Raw genomic sequence first — 12,914 nt, 5'->3', positions numbered from 1 at the left:
GGCGGACACCGGCATCTACGTATTCGGTGAGTACAGCCACAACGACATCGGCAGTGACGCAGCCAAGCGTGACGTCATCGCCCAGCAGTCAGCCGGTGCCGCCCGGATGGATGAGGCGAACCTCCTGGTCAACATCCCGAATGGCCTCGAGCCCTTTGTGACCGAGGGGAGCAGCGACTACGACGACACCAACCAGGAGTTCGGCTTCGGCGTCGGATATCAGCTGACACCGAATCTTGCCCTGGAGCTCGCCTATCGTGATCTCGGCAGCGCTCGCTACGAGACTACCAATACCGTCACCTTCAACCATGACGGCGAGACCTATGTCGGCGTATCCGATTTCCACAACGAATACGAATCGAGGGCGTTCATCCTCCGTGGCGTGGGTATGCTGCCGGTCACCGAGAATCTGACCCTGGAAGCGCTGCTGGGCGTGGCCCATGTCCGCACCAAGTACAGCGGTGGCGAAGTCAATGAGGGCTTCGAAGTCGATTCGCTGGGTGGTTACGGCCTGCTGACCTACTCCGACTCCTACGATGAGAAAGAGACTGGGTGGTCCGCTACCTATGGTCTGGGTGCCAGCTATGCATTCACCCCCGCGATTGCCGGCTATGCCCGTTGGGAGCGCGTTCACAACATCAACACCGAATCTCCGGGCTGGGGCAGTATCGAGGCGGACTCCTTCTCCGCTGGGCTGCGTTACCACTTCTAAGCCCCTCCCCTTCGCTCGAACGAGAACCGGCGCCTTTGGCGCCGGTTTTTCTTCGCCATGTTCCGCATGCGGAACAGGCTGACATCCACTGCCGGCACGGTACCCAGAAAAAGCCCGGCACATGGCCGGGCAAACGATCAGGCTCGGGGCCTGGGTCAGGGCACCTGCACCGGCGCCGACTCGGCACCGGCGTCATCCACCGCGATCACTTCCACCAGCGGCAGCGCCTCGTAGTCGCGCTTGTTGACCGACAGCCGGTACCCGGTGCGCCCGGTGGGCTCGCCGTCCACCGTCCAGCGGTACTCCCGCACCCGGCCGTCCGGGTCCTGGCAGTCCGCGCTGATGCGCCAGTCGCGGCTGGATTCGCTGACCTCGAGCTCGCACACCGGCACCTGGTTCTCGGCCACCTCGATCGGCAGGATCTGCCGCGCTGTGGTCCCCATCTGGGTCTCCAGCTCGTACATCAGGTAGTGCGTGCCGGCCTCCAGGGTGGTGGTGCCGTACATCGAGCCGTCGGTGATCACTTCACCGTTGCTGTAGTACCGGTGGTGGATGACCCGATCTCGTGGGTGACCGCCGCGCACCGAGGGCCGTACCCGCACCTCGAGCGGCGCCCGCTCGTAGCGGTTGCTGGCGGTGTAGCTGAGCTCGATGTCGTAGGGGGCGGGCCGGCCCAGCACGATCTCTTGCTCAACCACGGTCTCGTGGCCACGGGCATCACGCACGATGACCTCGATCGGGTAGACCCCGGGCTCCTCGAGCCAGAACACCCGCTTGGCGTCACCGCTGGCCTCAACCTGGGTCGCTGCATCGGGCAGCGTCCAGGCGTAGGTCGGTTCCTCGAGGCGACGGGCGCCGTTGCGGTGGCGGACGGTCAGCGAGATCTCTGCCGGCGCGACATCCGCCGACAGCCGCTCCAGGAAGTAGAAGTCGGGCCACACGTATTCCCAGGCGGTGGTGCGGTGGCTGGCCTCGACCGTCGTTTCGTCCTGGTAGCCCTCGAACCAGCCGGTGTAGAAGACCTCGATACGCCCCTGCTCGACGTCTTCGGCGGTAGGGGTGTACTCGACCTCGGTGACCCCTTCCACCACCGTGCCGTCGGGCAGGGTGAAGTAGCCATCCATCTCATAGGCCATGCCGCGATACGGCATCGATAGCCGGGCGGTGAAGGTGTAGGCCTGGCCCGGTTCGACGCGCCGGGGCCGCGCACGCCGGCCCGTGGGGGTGCACGTCGCGGAACTCGACACCCAAGCGGTCTATGGCGTAGGCGTCACGGTCGTCCTCGGGGGCAATATTGGTCCGTGCCCGCACTTGCAGGCCGATGCGGTCCTCGTGGTCGCGGGTCAGGGTCAGCGTCGGTCCGCGGTGCGGCCAGGTCTCGCCCCGGTCCTCGGACCACTCAATCACCACGTCGTCGGGCTGGGCGGCGGTGTCCTCGGGCAGCGCCAGGTCGACCTCGTAGGTCCAGCTGTCGCCGACGAACACGGTCTGCGTCCCCAGGATGCTGAGCTTGGGCACCGGATAGGCGATCACTTCCACCGCCTCGGTATAGGACTCGAGGCCGGAGTGGCGGTTGGTGACATGCGCCCGCACCTGGTAGACGCCCTCCTCAAAGGTCTGCATGAACATCGTCTTGCGCCGCTCGTTGGCCGGATGAGTCGTCCAGCTGGCCCCGCCGTCGTCACTGATCTCCCAGTGCACGTCGCCCATGGCGGCCTGGTCGAGGCGGCTTTCGAAGCCGAGCTGGAACACGGCGATAAACGGCGCTTCCCCTGACAGGGTGCGGATCTCAACGTCGCCGTCCAGGGCTCCGCCGCGCAGTACGGTGAGGAAGGTCGGGCGTTGGCTGAACTCAGTGCGCTCATAGCCGGCGATCGACGAACGCAGCCGGGCCTCGGCGAGCAGGCGCATACCGGCGTTGTCGCGGCCTTCCAGGTCGAGGGTGAAGCGGGCGGTGCCGTCCTCGGCGTACTGCCAGTCGCTGAGGGCCTCGCGCTCGTTGAGCGAGTGCTGATTGACCAGTCGCACGTCCCACTCCCCCATCACCGACGGGTCGTAGCTCGCGTCGGTCGCGTAAATGTCCTGGATGGTCACCTCGATCGGCAGCGGCTCGTTATCGAGCACCTCGGTGGCGTCCAGCGCGATCATCGGATAGAGGTTGGCCGCCGGGCCAGTGATGGTGCGATAGGTCTGGGTGGTCTCGATGTCGGGCACACGCTGGTAGCGGGCCTGCACGCGGTGCTCACTCTCTTCCCACAGCGCCGCGCCCTCGGCCTGCAGGCGGCGGGTCAGGATGTTGCGGCTCGCCCAGCCGGACCCGTAGGTCTCGGCCTCGAGCACGGTGTCGTCGCGCTCGAGGCGCACGTCGACCTCGGTGGGCAGGGTGTTGATCTCGACGTCACCGAAGTAGCTGCCGGCGATCGGCACCACGAAGCGGCCGTCGTCGACCTGGGTGGTGTGGCGACTCGGGGTCATGGTGAGCCGAGGCGCCTCGGGGTCGACCACCACCAGCGGCGTGGTCTCGTGGTTGAGGGTCACCCGGGTGCCGCTCTTCGAGAACACGCTGGTCCGCCAGCCCAGCAGGTGCTCGCCGTTCTCGGCCAGGCGGCCGTTGAGCTGGGGCTGGTTGGTGCCGCCCTTCTGCGACAGCCCGTCGGGCATCTCCTGCCAGTCGAGCAGGCAGGTCAGGCGCTGCGCATCGTGCTTGCGGTTGGCCGCGGCCTCGATCGCCTCGCTGGCACTCAGGGTCAGCGAGCAGGTCGGCCCGCCGCTTTGGGTCAGGCGCAGGTCGAACTCGTGCAGGATGCGGTCGACCGCCGAGTAGTCCTCGCGGGGGCGCAGCGTGACGCTGCCGTAGGGGCTCTCGACGTTGACCGGGCGGCTGCCCTCGCCGACCTTGACCTTGCTGCCGTCGCCGGAGAACAGCCACAGGCTGTAGGCCACGGGCTGCTCGCCCAGCGCCACCGCTTGGCCCTCGGCCTGGGGCGTATTGGCACCGCCGTCGGTGAGCGCGACCGGCTCGGTCTCGTCGGGCAGCGCCTCCCACTGCAGGTAGCACACCGGGTCATGGATCGGATCGGCGCTGCGGGCCTCCGACTCGGCGGCGGTGAAGCGGCACATGGCGCCGTTCTTGGGGGTGGCGGTGAGGCGCACCGGGTCGATCACCTGGCGCACCTCCCAGGCCTCGGCGGAGAGCTGGGCCTCGCCCATCCAGGTGTGCACGTCGAGCAGCAGCACCGGGGCGTTGGGCGCCGCGGTGGAGATCAGCAGGCTGGAGACGCCCTCCAGGCCCTGTTCGGCGGCGAGCAGCGGCAGCGACAGGCGCCCCTCGCTGGCCCCGAAGTCATGGCGCGACATGATCTGGGTGGTATCGCCCGGCTCGATGCGCACGCCGTTGACGATCAGCGGCACCTCGGCATCCGAGCGCAGGCTGGCGAAGACGTCGTAGGTGCCGGCCACGGTGCTGCCGTCGGCCAGGGTCAGCGGCTGGGTCTCGATGATGCGCCGGCCGTCGAGGTGCTTGAACTCGTGCTGGACCGCCGGGATCATCAGCTTGCCGTCGACGCCGCCCTGGAGGGCGACTTGGCGCGGGGAAAAGGTGAATTCCAGCATCTCAGTCGACGTGTTGGCCTGCCAGTCGGTGGCCTCCACGATCAGCTGGTAGTCGCCCTCCTCGAGAGACGGGAACATGATCGGATATTCGAGCTGGAAGCGCCCTTCGCCTGCCTGCCTGGCCGACAGCGAGATGTTCTCATCCGTTGGTCCCCCTGACAGGCGCACCGTGGTCACTTGGGGATCGTTATCTCGGTCGTCGGACACCAGGATCTCGATCGCATCAAGGGACGTGATGGAGGTGTCATCACCTCTGTTGATGGTGATTGAAGGCGGCGTGGTGTCACGATAGAACGGGTATCCGGATTAAGTGGTAGATGGAGCCCCTTGCTCCTTCGAACCCTTAACTCTTCCAGAAGGTTGATAGATCGACGCCGTAGTTTTTCTCAGGCTCGGGAAGACCCATGCTGTAGGTCATGGTGGCCTTGCCCAGGAAGGGGGATTCCTTGGTCTGCGGCACCTTCTTCTTGTGCTTGGTGGTGTAGAGCATCCGGGCCCGCATCACCTCGAATGAGTAGCCACGGCCATCGCGGTTCTTATCCTTGGCCAGCCGGTTGATTGACTCCGTGAAGGCGTTGGTGATCGGGATGTCGGTCTCGAAGTAGGTCAGCATCTCCTCATGCCAGCCACTGATAGCACTGACGAGATCTTTCCAGACCTCCTTTTGCCCCTGTGGGATGTCGTCAATCCAGGCAGTCAGCGCCTTCTCGGCGTCACGCCGGGTTGTGGCGTCCCAGATGTGGAAGAACCGCTCCTTGTGCTCGTAGGCCGCCAAGAGCTGGGGGAATGCCCCTGTCCAGGTCTCCATGATGAGCCGTTCGCGATCTGAGACATCGTGAGCGCGCTTCAGCAGGATCTTCCGGTCACCCTTGAGGGTTCGGCGCTGGTTGGACGTCAGCTTTTTCCTGAGCCCCTTGCGGACCTTTTCCAAGGCCTCGTTGGCCATTCGCACGACGTGGAACTTATCGACCACAATGCGAGCCTGCGGCAGCACCGCCTGGACAGCACGGCGGTAGGGTTTCCACATATCCATGCTGACGATCTCGACCTGGTGGCGCTCGGTCATGCTCATGAGGCGCCTCGTCACCGCGTCCTGCTGGCGACCGGGCAGCAGGTCCAGTAGGGTACGCTCCTCCAGGTTGGTCAGGATGCAGCGGTAGCGGCGGTTCAGGTACAGCTCGTCGATCCCCAGGCAGCGGGGTGTCTCGAAGCGATGCCAGGCTGCCAGGAACTCAGCCTTCTTCTTGAATATCTCGCGGACAGTCTTCTCGTCGAGGCCCGTGGTATCAGCCACGTAGGCGTAGGGGTGATTGAAGGCTTCCTTCTCGACGTGGTTGTAAAGCCTCCGCGTCATGCGGTGATCGTCTACCATTTCCGGAAGAGCTGGCCGGAACGTCCTTCCACACGCCCGGCAGGTGTAGCGGCGACGGACCACCCAGAGGGTGACCCGCCTTCCGTGGATGGGTAGGTCGCGATAGGCCACATCGCGCTTGCCGAACCTGACAAACTCACTCTCAACGCCGCATTCCTCGCAAGCTAGAGGCTCAGGAGCTTCGACCTGGTAGTGGAGATCATGCTCTTCCATCTTGGTGGCTAGGACGTGGTACTCGGGAAGGTGCAGGATGTTGTCAGGCAAGCTGGTCATGCAAACTTTCCTTGTCGACATGGTCCATAGATGATTGCGACTCTTTGACCGCGTTGTTTTCTACGAACTGAAGGTGATTTACTCCCTTGGGTCTTCTGCTTCTCTGAGCCCTTCATGCAATGACGCAATTAGCGGGCAAGTGATATTGCCTTGTTGTGCATGGCATCGGTCGACCATTTCGCTCAGCACCTTCTCAATTCTTTCAAGCCTGTCGATCTTCTCGCGAACGTCCCCTAACTTGTGCTCTGCGAGAGCACTGGCTTCTTGACAGTGGGCGCCATCTTCCAGCCGAAGTAGGTCACTGATCTCATCCAGACTAAAGCCCAGCTGCTGCGCCGTTTTCACGAACGTCAACCTGTCGATATCGGCGGCACTATAGCGTCGAATACCTCCGGGAGGTCGTTCGGGCTCCGATAATAGCCCTCGTCGCTGGTAATAGCGGATTGTCTCGACATTGACGCCGGCCGCCTTGGCCAGGCCGCCAATGGTCATGGTGTCCGCCACTTTATCTGCATGTCTCTTCATGATGCTTGACTCCGTACCAAGCTACGGAAGTAACCTTATCGTAGCTCCCCCATCCCGAAAGGAGAATCGTCAATGCGGACACCTAAAACGGGGCGAGGGCCCCTGGCCGCCGGAGGAGTCGCGGCCCTCCTGGCCTCGGCGTGTTGCCTCGGCCCGCTGGTTCTGATCACGCTGGGCGTTTCCGGCGCCTGGATCAGCAATCTGGCGTCGCTGGAGCCCTATCGCCCGCTCTTTATCGGCGTCGCGCTGGTGGCGATGTTCTTCGCCTGGCGTCGCGTCTTTCGGCCAGTGGAAAAGTGCCAGCCGGGAGAGGTGTGTGCCGTGCCACGGGTCAGGACGGGCTACAAGGCGATCTTCTGGCTCGTATCGCTGCTGGTGCTAATCGCCCTGGTATTCCCCTACGTCTTGCCCTTGTTCTATTAAAAGGAGATCTACCATGAAAGCTCGTTTCGCCTTCATCGCGCTACTCGCCCTGCTCAGCACGCCCGCCTTAGCGGCCTTGCAGACCGTGAAGCTGTCGGTGCCGGGCATGACCTGTGCCGCCTGCCCGATCACCGTCAAGGCCGCCCTCAACAAGGTGGACGGCGTCTCGCAAGTCGACGTGAGCTACGCGGATCTCGAGGCCGTGGTCACCTTTGACGACGCCCGAACGTCGGTGGAGGCATTGACCGAGGCCACCACCAACGCTGGGTATCCATCAACCCCGACATCCTCGCAAGCGGATCGAGAGTGATCATGAAGAATCCCAAGACCCTGCTGCGCGTGAGCGTGATCGGCAGCGGCGGCGCCGCCATGGCGGCGGCCCTGAAGGCCGCCGAGCGCGGCGCCCGGATCACCCTGATCGAACGCGGCACCGTCGGCGGTACCTGTGTCAATACAGGCTGTGTGCCTTCGAAGATCATGATTCGCGCGGCCCATATTGCCCACTTGCGTACGGAAAGTCCCTTCGATGCAGGCCTGAGCGCCCAGGCGCCGGTGGTGGATCGGGCCAAGCTGCTCGAGCAGCAGCAGCGACGTGTCGAGGAACTGCGTGACGCCAAGTACGAGGGATTCTGCGCGACCACCCGGCCATCACTGTCCTGCACGGCGAGGCCCGGTTTATCGATGCCCATAGCCTGATGGTCAAGCTGAACGAGGGCGGCGAGCAGGTCGTCCACTTCGACCGCGCCTTCATCGGTACTGGCGCCCGACCGGCAGTACCGCCGATCCCGGGTCTTGCCGACACCCCCTACCTGACCTCTACCAGTGCTCTGGCCCTGGACACTCTTCCCGAGCGGCTGATTGTGATCGGCGCCTCGGTGGTGGCCCTGGAACTGGCCCAGGCCTTCGCCAGGCTGGGCAGCCGGGTCACGGTGCTGGCCCGCAGCCGCCTGCTCTCCCAGGAAGACCCGGCGGTAGGGGATGCGGTGGAGGCGGCGTTTCGCCGCGAGGGCATCGAGGTCCTCAAGCAGACCCAGGCGAGCCGTGTGGACTACACCGACAATGAATTCATTGTCGACACCAACGCCGGCACCTTGCGGGCGGATCAACTGCTGGTGGCCACCGGACGGACACCCAATACCGAGGCCCTGAACCTGGCGAGCCTCGGCGTGGAAACCGCACATGGGGCTATTCTGGTCGATGAGCATCTGCACACCACGGTGCCGGGGCTCTATGCCGCCGGTGACTGCACCGATCAGCCGGAGTTCGTCTATGTCGCCGCCGCCGGGGGCAGCCGGGCTGCCGTCAACATGACCGGGGGCGAAGCCACCCTGGACCTGAGCGCCATGCCGGCGGTGATCTTCACCGACCCCCAGGTGGCCACCGTCGGCCTGACGGAAGCCGAGGCCATCGAGCAAGGCTTCAGCGTCGATACCCGTGAGCTGGACCTGGAAAACGTGCCGCGTGCGCTGGTGAATTTCGACACCGGTGGTTTCATCAAGCTGGTGGCCGAACGCGACTCGGGCCGGTTGCTGGGGGTGCAGGCGGTGGCGGGGAAGCCGGTGAGCTGATCCAGACGGCGGTGATGGCGCTACGCGCACGCATGACCGTACACGACATCGCCAATGAGCTGTTTCCCTACCTGACCATGGTGGAAGGGCTCAAGCTCTGTGCCCAGACTTTCACCAAGGATGTGACGCAGTTGTCCTGCTGTGCCGGGTGAACGATATGAGCGCGACCGTGGTGCCACTGGGCGGCGGCACCACGGGTTTTGGGCATGGACACCACAGGGAGCCCTGTCACGATGAACACGACACTACCAGATTGCGGGATGATGGGGGCGATGGGCTGGATAATGCCAGTGATCGGAATTGCCCTACTATTGCTACTGGTCCTGGGCATCGCCTGTTTGGTGAAGTATCTGCTCTCTAGCAAGTGAGCGTACTCAGCGAGCCATCAACCAGCTAATCCGTTGTGGGTTGAGTTTGTCGGCCACCTTTCGCTCTCGCATACCAACCAGATAATCCGGATACCCGATAGAACGAAGTGTTCAGGGACTTGCTGGTCTCGTTCCAATTGCGGTCCACCACCGTAACGGTGGCATTGGTGTACTGACCCTCATCGAGCTCCTTGAGATCGAAGGTGAAGTAGAAATCGTTGGCGGTGGGTCGGTCGGTGCGGACCGGCGCCAGCTCTACCGTGCCGCCATCCGCCCCCTGGAGCGCCAGGTTGGCGTCCTGGAGGTAGAACCAGTTATAGAACATCCCCGTGTCGCTGCTGGGCTCACGGGCATGCAGCGTCAGCTGGTGGCTTGCAGGGTCGATCGCGTGGGAGATGATCTCCGGATCTGTGAAATCGTAGAAGATGTTTGACGCGTGGCGCCGCGAGACGAGGCCGCTGTTGCTGGCGTGATAGCTGTACGTTATGTTCCCAGGTAGGCGGCCTTGGTCCTTCCCGTCACCCCAGGGTCGATCAATGGCGACGGTGACACGACTCTGTCCGGGCTCGATGTAATAGTCCTTGGAGGCATACATTGGGGACAGCCGCTGACGGTAAGGTCTTGGCTCCACCTCATACTCCACCTTGGTGATGCGTCGGCCGGTGCTGTTGTTGAGGATCAGGCGCCCCAGCGGGTCGAGCTCCACACGGTGGCCGGTCTCCGTGATATGCACAGCATCCACGACAACGGGGGCAGGCGCGGTGGACGTTGAGAGAGAGATGTTCGCCATCATGGAGCCGGTGTTGGCGAAATTATCGCCGTACCACCACTCCAATTCATTGAGCCCGTGCTGAACAAGCTCATGCTTTCCTGACAGGTAGTAGGCGTACTCGCTGTCCTCGAAGAGCTTCTTGTCACCGGCAATATCGTTCGTCAGCACACCACGGTTGAGCGAGCGCGGACGCAGGCCATAGGGGGTGTAGTCTGCGTAGTTGGCTAGGGGGATGCGAAACACCAGCTGCACGGGGTTATCTCGAACCTCCATGCCGTCGGTGAACGGGACATACCCTGCCATGTTGTTCCAGCTACCCGAGCTGCTCGGCGAGTAAACCGCGACAGGTTCGGGCTTCCCGCCATGATCGGGGGACTGGTCCCAGCCAATTCGGTCGGTGATGTCCCGATAGTTACCCGCCCTGTCGACCAGGCGGAACGTGACGTCGTACATGGCCTCGGGGTGCACCATAACGCTCTGCACCTGCTCCAGGTCTACCGAGGCGGCGCCAGCACTGATGTTGATGCCTTCGATGAGCCGCTCCGTTCCTTGAGCATCCCTGGCGATGAAATCGACACGATCGAGTTGAGCGCCGGCGGTCGTGATGCCATCGATGTAGAAAGAACCGAAGTTGGTCCAGGAGTCTGGACCGTCACCGGGGCCGGCTATGCGGTTGCCGTTCCCGTCGTCATGTACCACCCGGGAGTCCGACGAGATGTAGATGGTCTGGTTCGCTGTCGGGGCCGTGACATCGACCATCAAGGGGTAGTCCCGCGACTGAATGACCTCGCCAGTCGAAGAGAGGATCTCGGAGCGGATCAGGTATTCCCCCTCACCGGGCGCCGGGAGCGACAGGCGAGTCCCATAGAAGTCGTCGCCACCGGCGGAAATCCGATCATCGGCCCCCAGCAAACCACTCGTGGCACTGTCGATCTGTGAGCCGTCCTGATGAAGGAGAGAAACACGGATTCGGCGGTCAATACCCGCCCGGAGGGTAAATTCGATGTCGCCTGTCGGATTGGCGAACCTCTCACCATGCGACAGGGTGCGTTGCTTCCCGGCGGGGTCGCGAAACTGTATTCGACTAGGTCTGCGACGGCCTGGCCTGATGCCATTGCCGTTGCCCCTGCCATGGCGGTAAGCAGGGCCCTGAGGGGTGACCGTATTAAGTGTCGGCTTGCCATGGATGTTCCTCCTAGACGACGACCGTTGTTCTCTTGCTGTCTACGCGAGACGGAGCTTTTCATGGCGCACTTTACGTCGCTCAGGCGCCAGCCACCTGCCTTGACGTGCCCTTCAAGAGCGCAATGAGAGAAAACCAGCGCCCTGACGCGCCAGGCCCGCATGAGCGGGCCTTGGCGTGATGAGTGAGCCCCCTGGGCAAGGCACAGGGACGGCTAGAAGGTGCCGTAAAGCTTCGATTTACCGTCCTTGAAGGACTTGACCTTGAAGGCTTCTGTCTTCGGCCCCGGCATACCCGGGGAGCCGGACGGCATACCCGCCAGAGTGAGCCCACTCACCTTGGGCTTCTCCTTGAAGAACTTCTCGATCGCCTTGAAGGGGACATGTCCCTCCACCGCGTAGCCTCCGATCGAGAGGGTATGGCATGAGGTTTCGCCGGCAGGGATTCCTGCTTTTTGCTTGATCTTGGCCATCTGCTCGGTGGGTACGACCTTGACCTTGATGCCATTGGCCCGCAGATGCTCGGCATGACCGGCACAGCAACCGCAGTTGGGGTCCTTGAACATGACGGCTTCGTCAGGGATCGAAGCGTGGGCGATGCCTGTGCCGGCGATCATCAGGGCGCCAACCGTGGTGAGGGCGCGGGGAAGAATACGCATGACGGATCTCCTGTAGAAACTGACGACGAGCTTACGTCGTGTCAGCACCAGACCCCCGGTCCTGAAGTTCCCTTGAAGGGTGCGACGACACGGCAGCGGCCACCCTCTCGCTCAAGTCCTCCAGGGCGCGTCGCCGCTTGGCGGCTGGCGGATGTGTGGCGAAGAGATCGAACGTGGGCTCGAATTGGCCCACCAGGTGCGCGAACAGGGTGATGCCTGGCGCGGTACCGACATGCTCAGCAGCGAACCGGTCGGCCCGGTACTCCATGCGCCGTGAGGCCCAACGATCAAAGAGCACGAAGATCCAGAAACCGACGCGGCGCCCTACCCTGCCGATCAGGCTCAGACACCGGAAGAGGAAGAGGAGCGGTCGGGTCAGCAAGGTCAGCAACGGGAGAATCTGCACCAGCCTGAGCGTGGCGTTCATGGCCGCGTGACGCAGCCGATCGAACAGCACGATGCTGCGCAGTGCCAACAGCCAGACCGACTGGCTCTGGGTGTCGCCATAGCGTGCATGGGCCACCTCATGCGCCAGCACCCACTGGACCACGGGGGTGGGCTGAAACAGGATGCCGTCGCTGATCATGATGGAGTGGCGTCGCCAGGGGCTGCTGAGGATGAAGGCGACGATCCCGCCCACCGGGAGCCGGCGCAACTCGATGCGGCCGACCTTGTAGCGTCGTGCCAGCGAGTCGACGAACACCTGGTGGGGGTGGTCCTTCTCAAACCGCTGCCCTGTCTGGCCACACACGCTGCGCAGGCGTGCGTTCATCGTGACCGCCATGTGTCCCAGCGCCAGCAAGGCCATGCAGGGCACCAAGATCCAGAGCGAGGTCGACAGGACCCAGCCGCTCTCTGGTGGCGGCGGGATCGTCGTCCCCGCCCAGGACAGCGGTGGGTACGCGGCGAGTCCGGCGAGATCATCAGGCAGCGGCACCTCAGGAATGACCCCGCCCAGGAACCTCCACAGCCAGGACCATGCCTCGCGATACAGCCATAGCGGCAACATGACGACGGTGGCCATGGCGGTGCCTAGGCCCAACAGGGCCCCAGTCCAGCGAATGAGCGCAATCATCAGGACAGGAAGGGCTGTAGGAAGTGGAGCATGTACAGGTAGGGGGCTCTCAGCAGGTCGCGCTCCATGACCAGTACCGCCAGGGTGGCGAGGAACCCGGACACGATTCCCAGCGTGAACCACAGCAACCTCGAGGGATGCCCACTGGGGGAGCGTGGTGAATGGTGCTGGCGATAATCGGTCGGCCCACGCCCCGTGGGGTGGGGGCTGTTCCTTGAGCAGGAGGCATCGTCACACTGCCGTGCACGTGCCCACGATCGCCCCGGAATTCCTTCGGGTTGTAGTAGATGTCGGCCATCTGGCCGCGCCGAATCTTCGCCTTCCGGTCTTCGTGGAGATAGTCCCGGTCATCGATGGCCATGGTGACTCCCCT

General features: G+C 63.5%; 10 protein-coding genes and 2 pseudogenes. 5 read left to right on the top strand and 7 right to left on the bottom strand.

The window, feature by feature from the left end; genetic code table 11:
• Nucleotides 1-712 (top strand): outer membrane beta-barrel protein (locus ACUDAL_RS20630; RefSeq protein ID WP_444679698.1); only part of this gene is annotated, 712 nt, incomplete at its 5' end.
• 155 nt (nucleotides 713-867) lie between these two features.
• Here the strand turns inward: ACUDAL_RS20630 and ACUDAL_RS20625 are convergent.
• From ACUDAL_RS20625 to merR, 4 genes and pseudogenes are all read right to left on the bottom strand, one after another.
• Nucleotides 868-1,863 carry a hypothetical protein gene (locus tag ACUDAL_RS20625; protein ID WP_444679542.1) on the bottom strand — a complete coding sequence of 332 codons (996 nt, stop codon included), beginning with the start codon at nucleotides 1,861-1,863 and terminating at the stop codon, nucleotides 868-870.
• Nucleotides 1,838-4,606, bottom strand: a pseudogene (locus ACUDAL_RS20620) (Ig-like domain-containing protein); the annotation flags it as partial. The pseudogene ACUDAL_RS20620 and the gene ACUDAL_RS20625, both read right to left, overlap by 26 nt.
• Before the next feature lie 61 nt (nucleotides 4,607-4,667).
• Nucleotides 4,668-5,969, bottom strand: a complete 1,302-nt coding sequence (locus tag ACUDAL_RS20615) for an ISL3 family transposase (RefSeq protein WP_008957405.1) — start codon at nucleotides 5,967-5,969, stop codon at nucleotides 4,668-4,670.
• Between the two features lie 78 nt (nucleotides 5,970-6,047).
• A complete protein-coding gene (merR, locus tag ACUDAL_RS20610) occupies nucleotides 6,048-6,494 on the bottom strand; it encodes an Hg(II)-responsive transcriptional regulator (RefSeq protein ID WP_006911920.1) in 447 nt (148 codons plus the stop codon).
• A gap of 72 nt (nucleotides 6,495-6,566) precedes the next feature.
• Here merR and merT point away from each other — a divergent pair, with 72 nt between their 5' ends.
• From merT to ACUDAL_RS20590, 4 genes and pseudogenes are all read left to right on the top strand, one after another.
• Nucleotides 6,567-6,917 (top strand): mercuric ion transporter MerT, encoded by a 351-nt coding sequence (gene merT, locus ACUDAL_RS20605; RefSeq protein WP_008957404.1) that lies wholly within the window; start codon nucleotides 6,567-6,569, stop codon nucleotides 6,915-6,917.
• A 13-nt stretch (nucleotides 6,918-6,930) separates the two neighbouring features.
• Complete coding sequence (merP, locus tag ACUDAL_RS20600) at nucleotides 6,931-7,227, top strand: mercury resistance system periplasmic binding protein MerP (RefSeq protein WP_006911918.1); 297 nt, start codon at nucleotides 6,931-6,933, stop codon at nucleotides 7,225-7,227.
• 2 nt (nucleotides 7,228-7,229) lie between these two features.
• The gene (locus ACUDAL_RS20595; protein WP_444679697.1) at nucleotides 7,230-7,613 is read left to right on the top strand and encodes an FAD-dependent oxidoreductase; all 384 of its coding nucleotides are present in this window, start codon (nucleotides 7,230-7,232) and stop codon (nucleotides 7,611-7,613) included.
• Nucleotides 7,613-8,637: pseudogene (locus ACUDAL_RS20590) on the top strand (FAD-dependent oxidoreductase). The gene ACUDAL_RS20595 and the pseudogene ACUDAL_RS20590 overlap by 1 nt, the downstream one beginning before the upstream one ends.
• 241 nt (nucleotides 8,638-8,878) lie before the next feature.
• On the opposite strand, the gene ACUDAL_RS20585 reads toward ACUDAL_RS20590, so the two are convergent.
• From ACUDAL_RS20585 to ACUDAL_RS20575, 3 genes are all read right to left on the bottom strand, one after another.
• Nucleotides 8,879-10,705 (bottom strand): DUF4165 domain-containing protein, encoded by a 1,827-nt coding sequence (locus ACUDAL_RS20585; protein ID WP_444679709.1) that lies wholly within the window; start codon nucleotides 10,703-10,705, stop codon nucleotides 8,879-8,881.
• Between the two features lie 317 nt (nucleotides 10,706-11,022).
• The gene (locus ACUDAL_RS20580) at nucleotides 11,023-11,514 is read right to left on the bottom strand and encodes a DUF411 domain-containing protein (RefSeq protein ID WP_444679696.1); all 492 of its coding nucleotides are present in this window, start codon (nucleotides 11,512-11,514) and stop codon (nucleotides 11,023-11,025) included.
• The gene (locus ACUDAL_RS20575; RefSeq protein WP_444679695.1) at nucleotides 11,498-12,490 is read right to left on the bottom strand and encodes a M48 family metalloprotease; all 993 of its coding nucleotides are present in this window, start codon (nucleotides 12,488-12,490) and stop codon (nucleotides 11,498-11,500) included. The genes ACUDAL_RS20580 and ACUDAL_RS20575 overlap by 17 nt, the downstream gene beginning before the upstream one ends.
• Nucleotides 12,491-12,914 lie beyond the last annotated feature (424 nt).

Origin of the sequence: Halomonas sp. E19, assembly GCF_052439355.1 — a bacterium.
In the GTDB taxonomy this organism is placed as follows: domain Bacteria; phylum Pseudomonadota; class Gammaproteobacteria; order Pseudomonadales; family Halomonadaceae; genus Halomonas.
Note: the sequence above shows the minus strand (reverse complement) of the source record. Positions and strands in the feature narration are given on the sequence as shown.

Coding starts and splice junctions, on each gene's coding strand:
- ACUDAL_RS20625 (WP_444679542.1), bottom strand. CDS start 1,863: ATGCCGTATCGCGGCATGGCCTATGAGATGGATGGCTACTTCACCCTG.
- ACUDAL_RS20615 (WP_008957405.1), bottom strand. CDS start 5,969: ATGACCAGCTTGCCTGACAACATCCTGCACCTTCCCGAGTACCACGTC.
- merR (WP_006911920.1), bottom strand. CDS start 6,494: ATGAAGAGACATGCAGATAAAGTGGCGGACACCATGACCATTGGCGGC.
- merT (WP_008957404.1), top strand. CDS start 6,567: ATGCGGACACCTAAAACGGGGCGAGGGCCCCTGGCCGCCGGAGGAGTC.
- merP (WP_006911918.1), top strand. CDS start 6,931: ATGAAAGCTCGTTTCGCCTTCATCGCGCTACTCGCCCTGCTCAGCACG.
- ACUDAL_RS20595 (WP_444679697.1), top strand. CDS start 7,230: ATGAAGAATCCCAAGACCCTGCTGCGCGTGAGCGTGATCGGCAGCGGC.
- ACUDAL_RS20575 (WP_444679695.1), bottom strand. CDS start 12,490: ATGGCCACCGTCGTCATGTTGCCGCTATGGCTGTATCGCGAGGCATGG.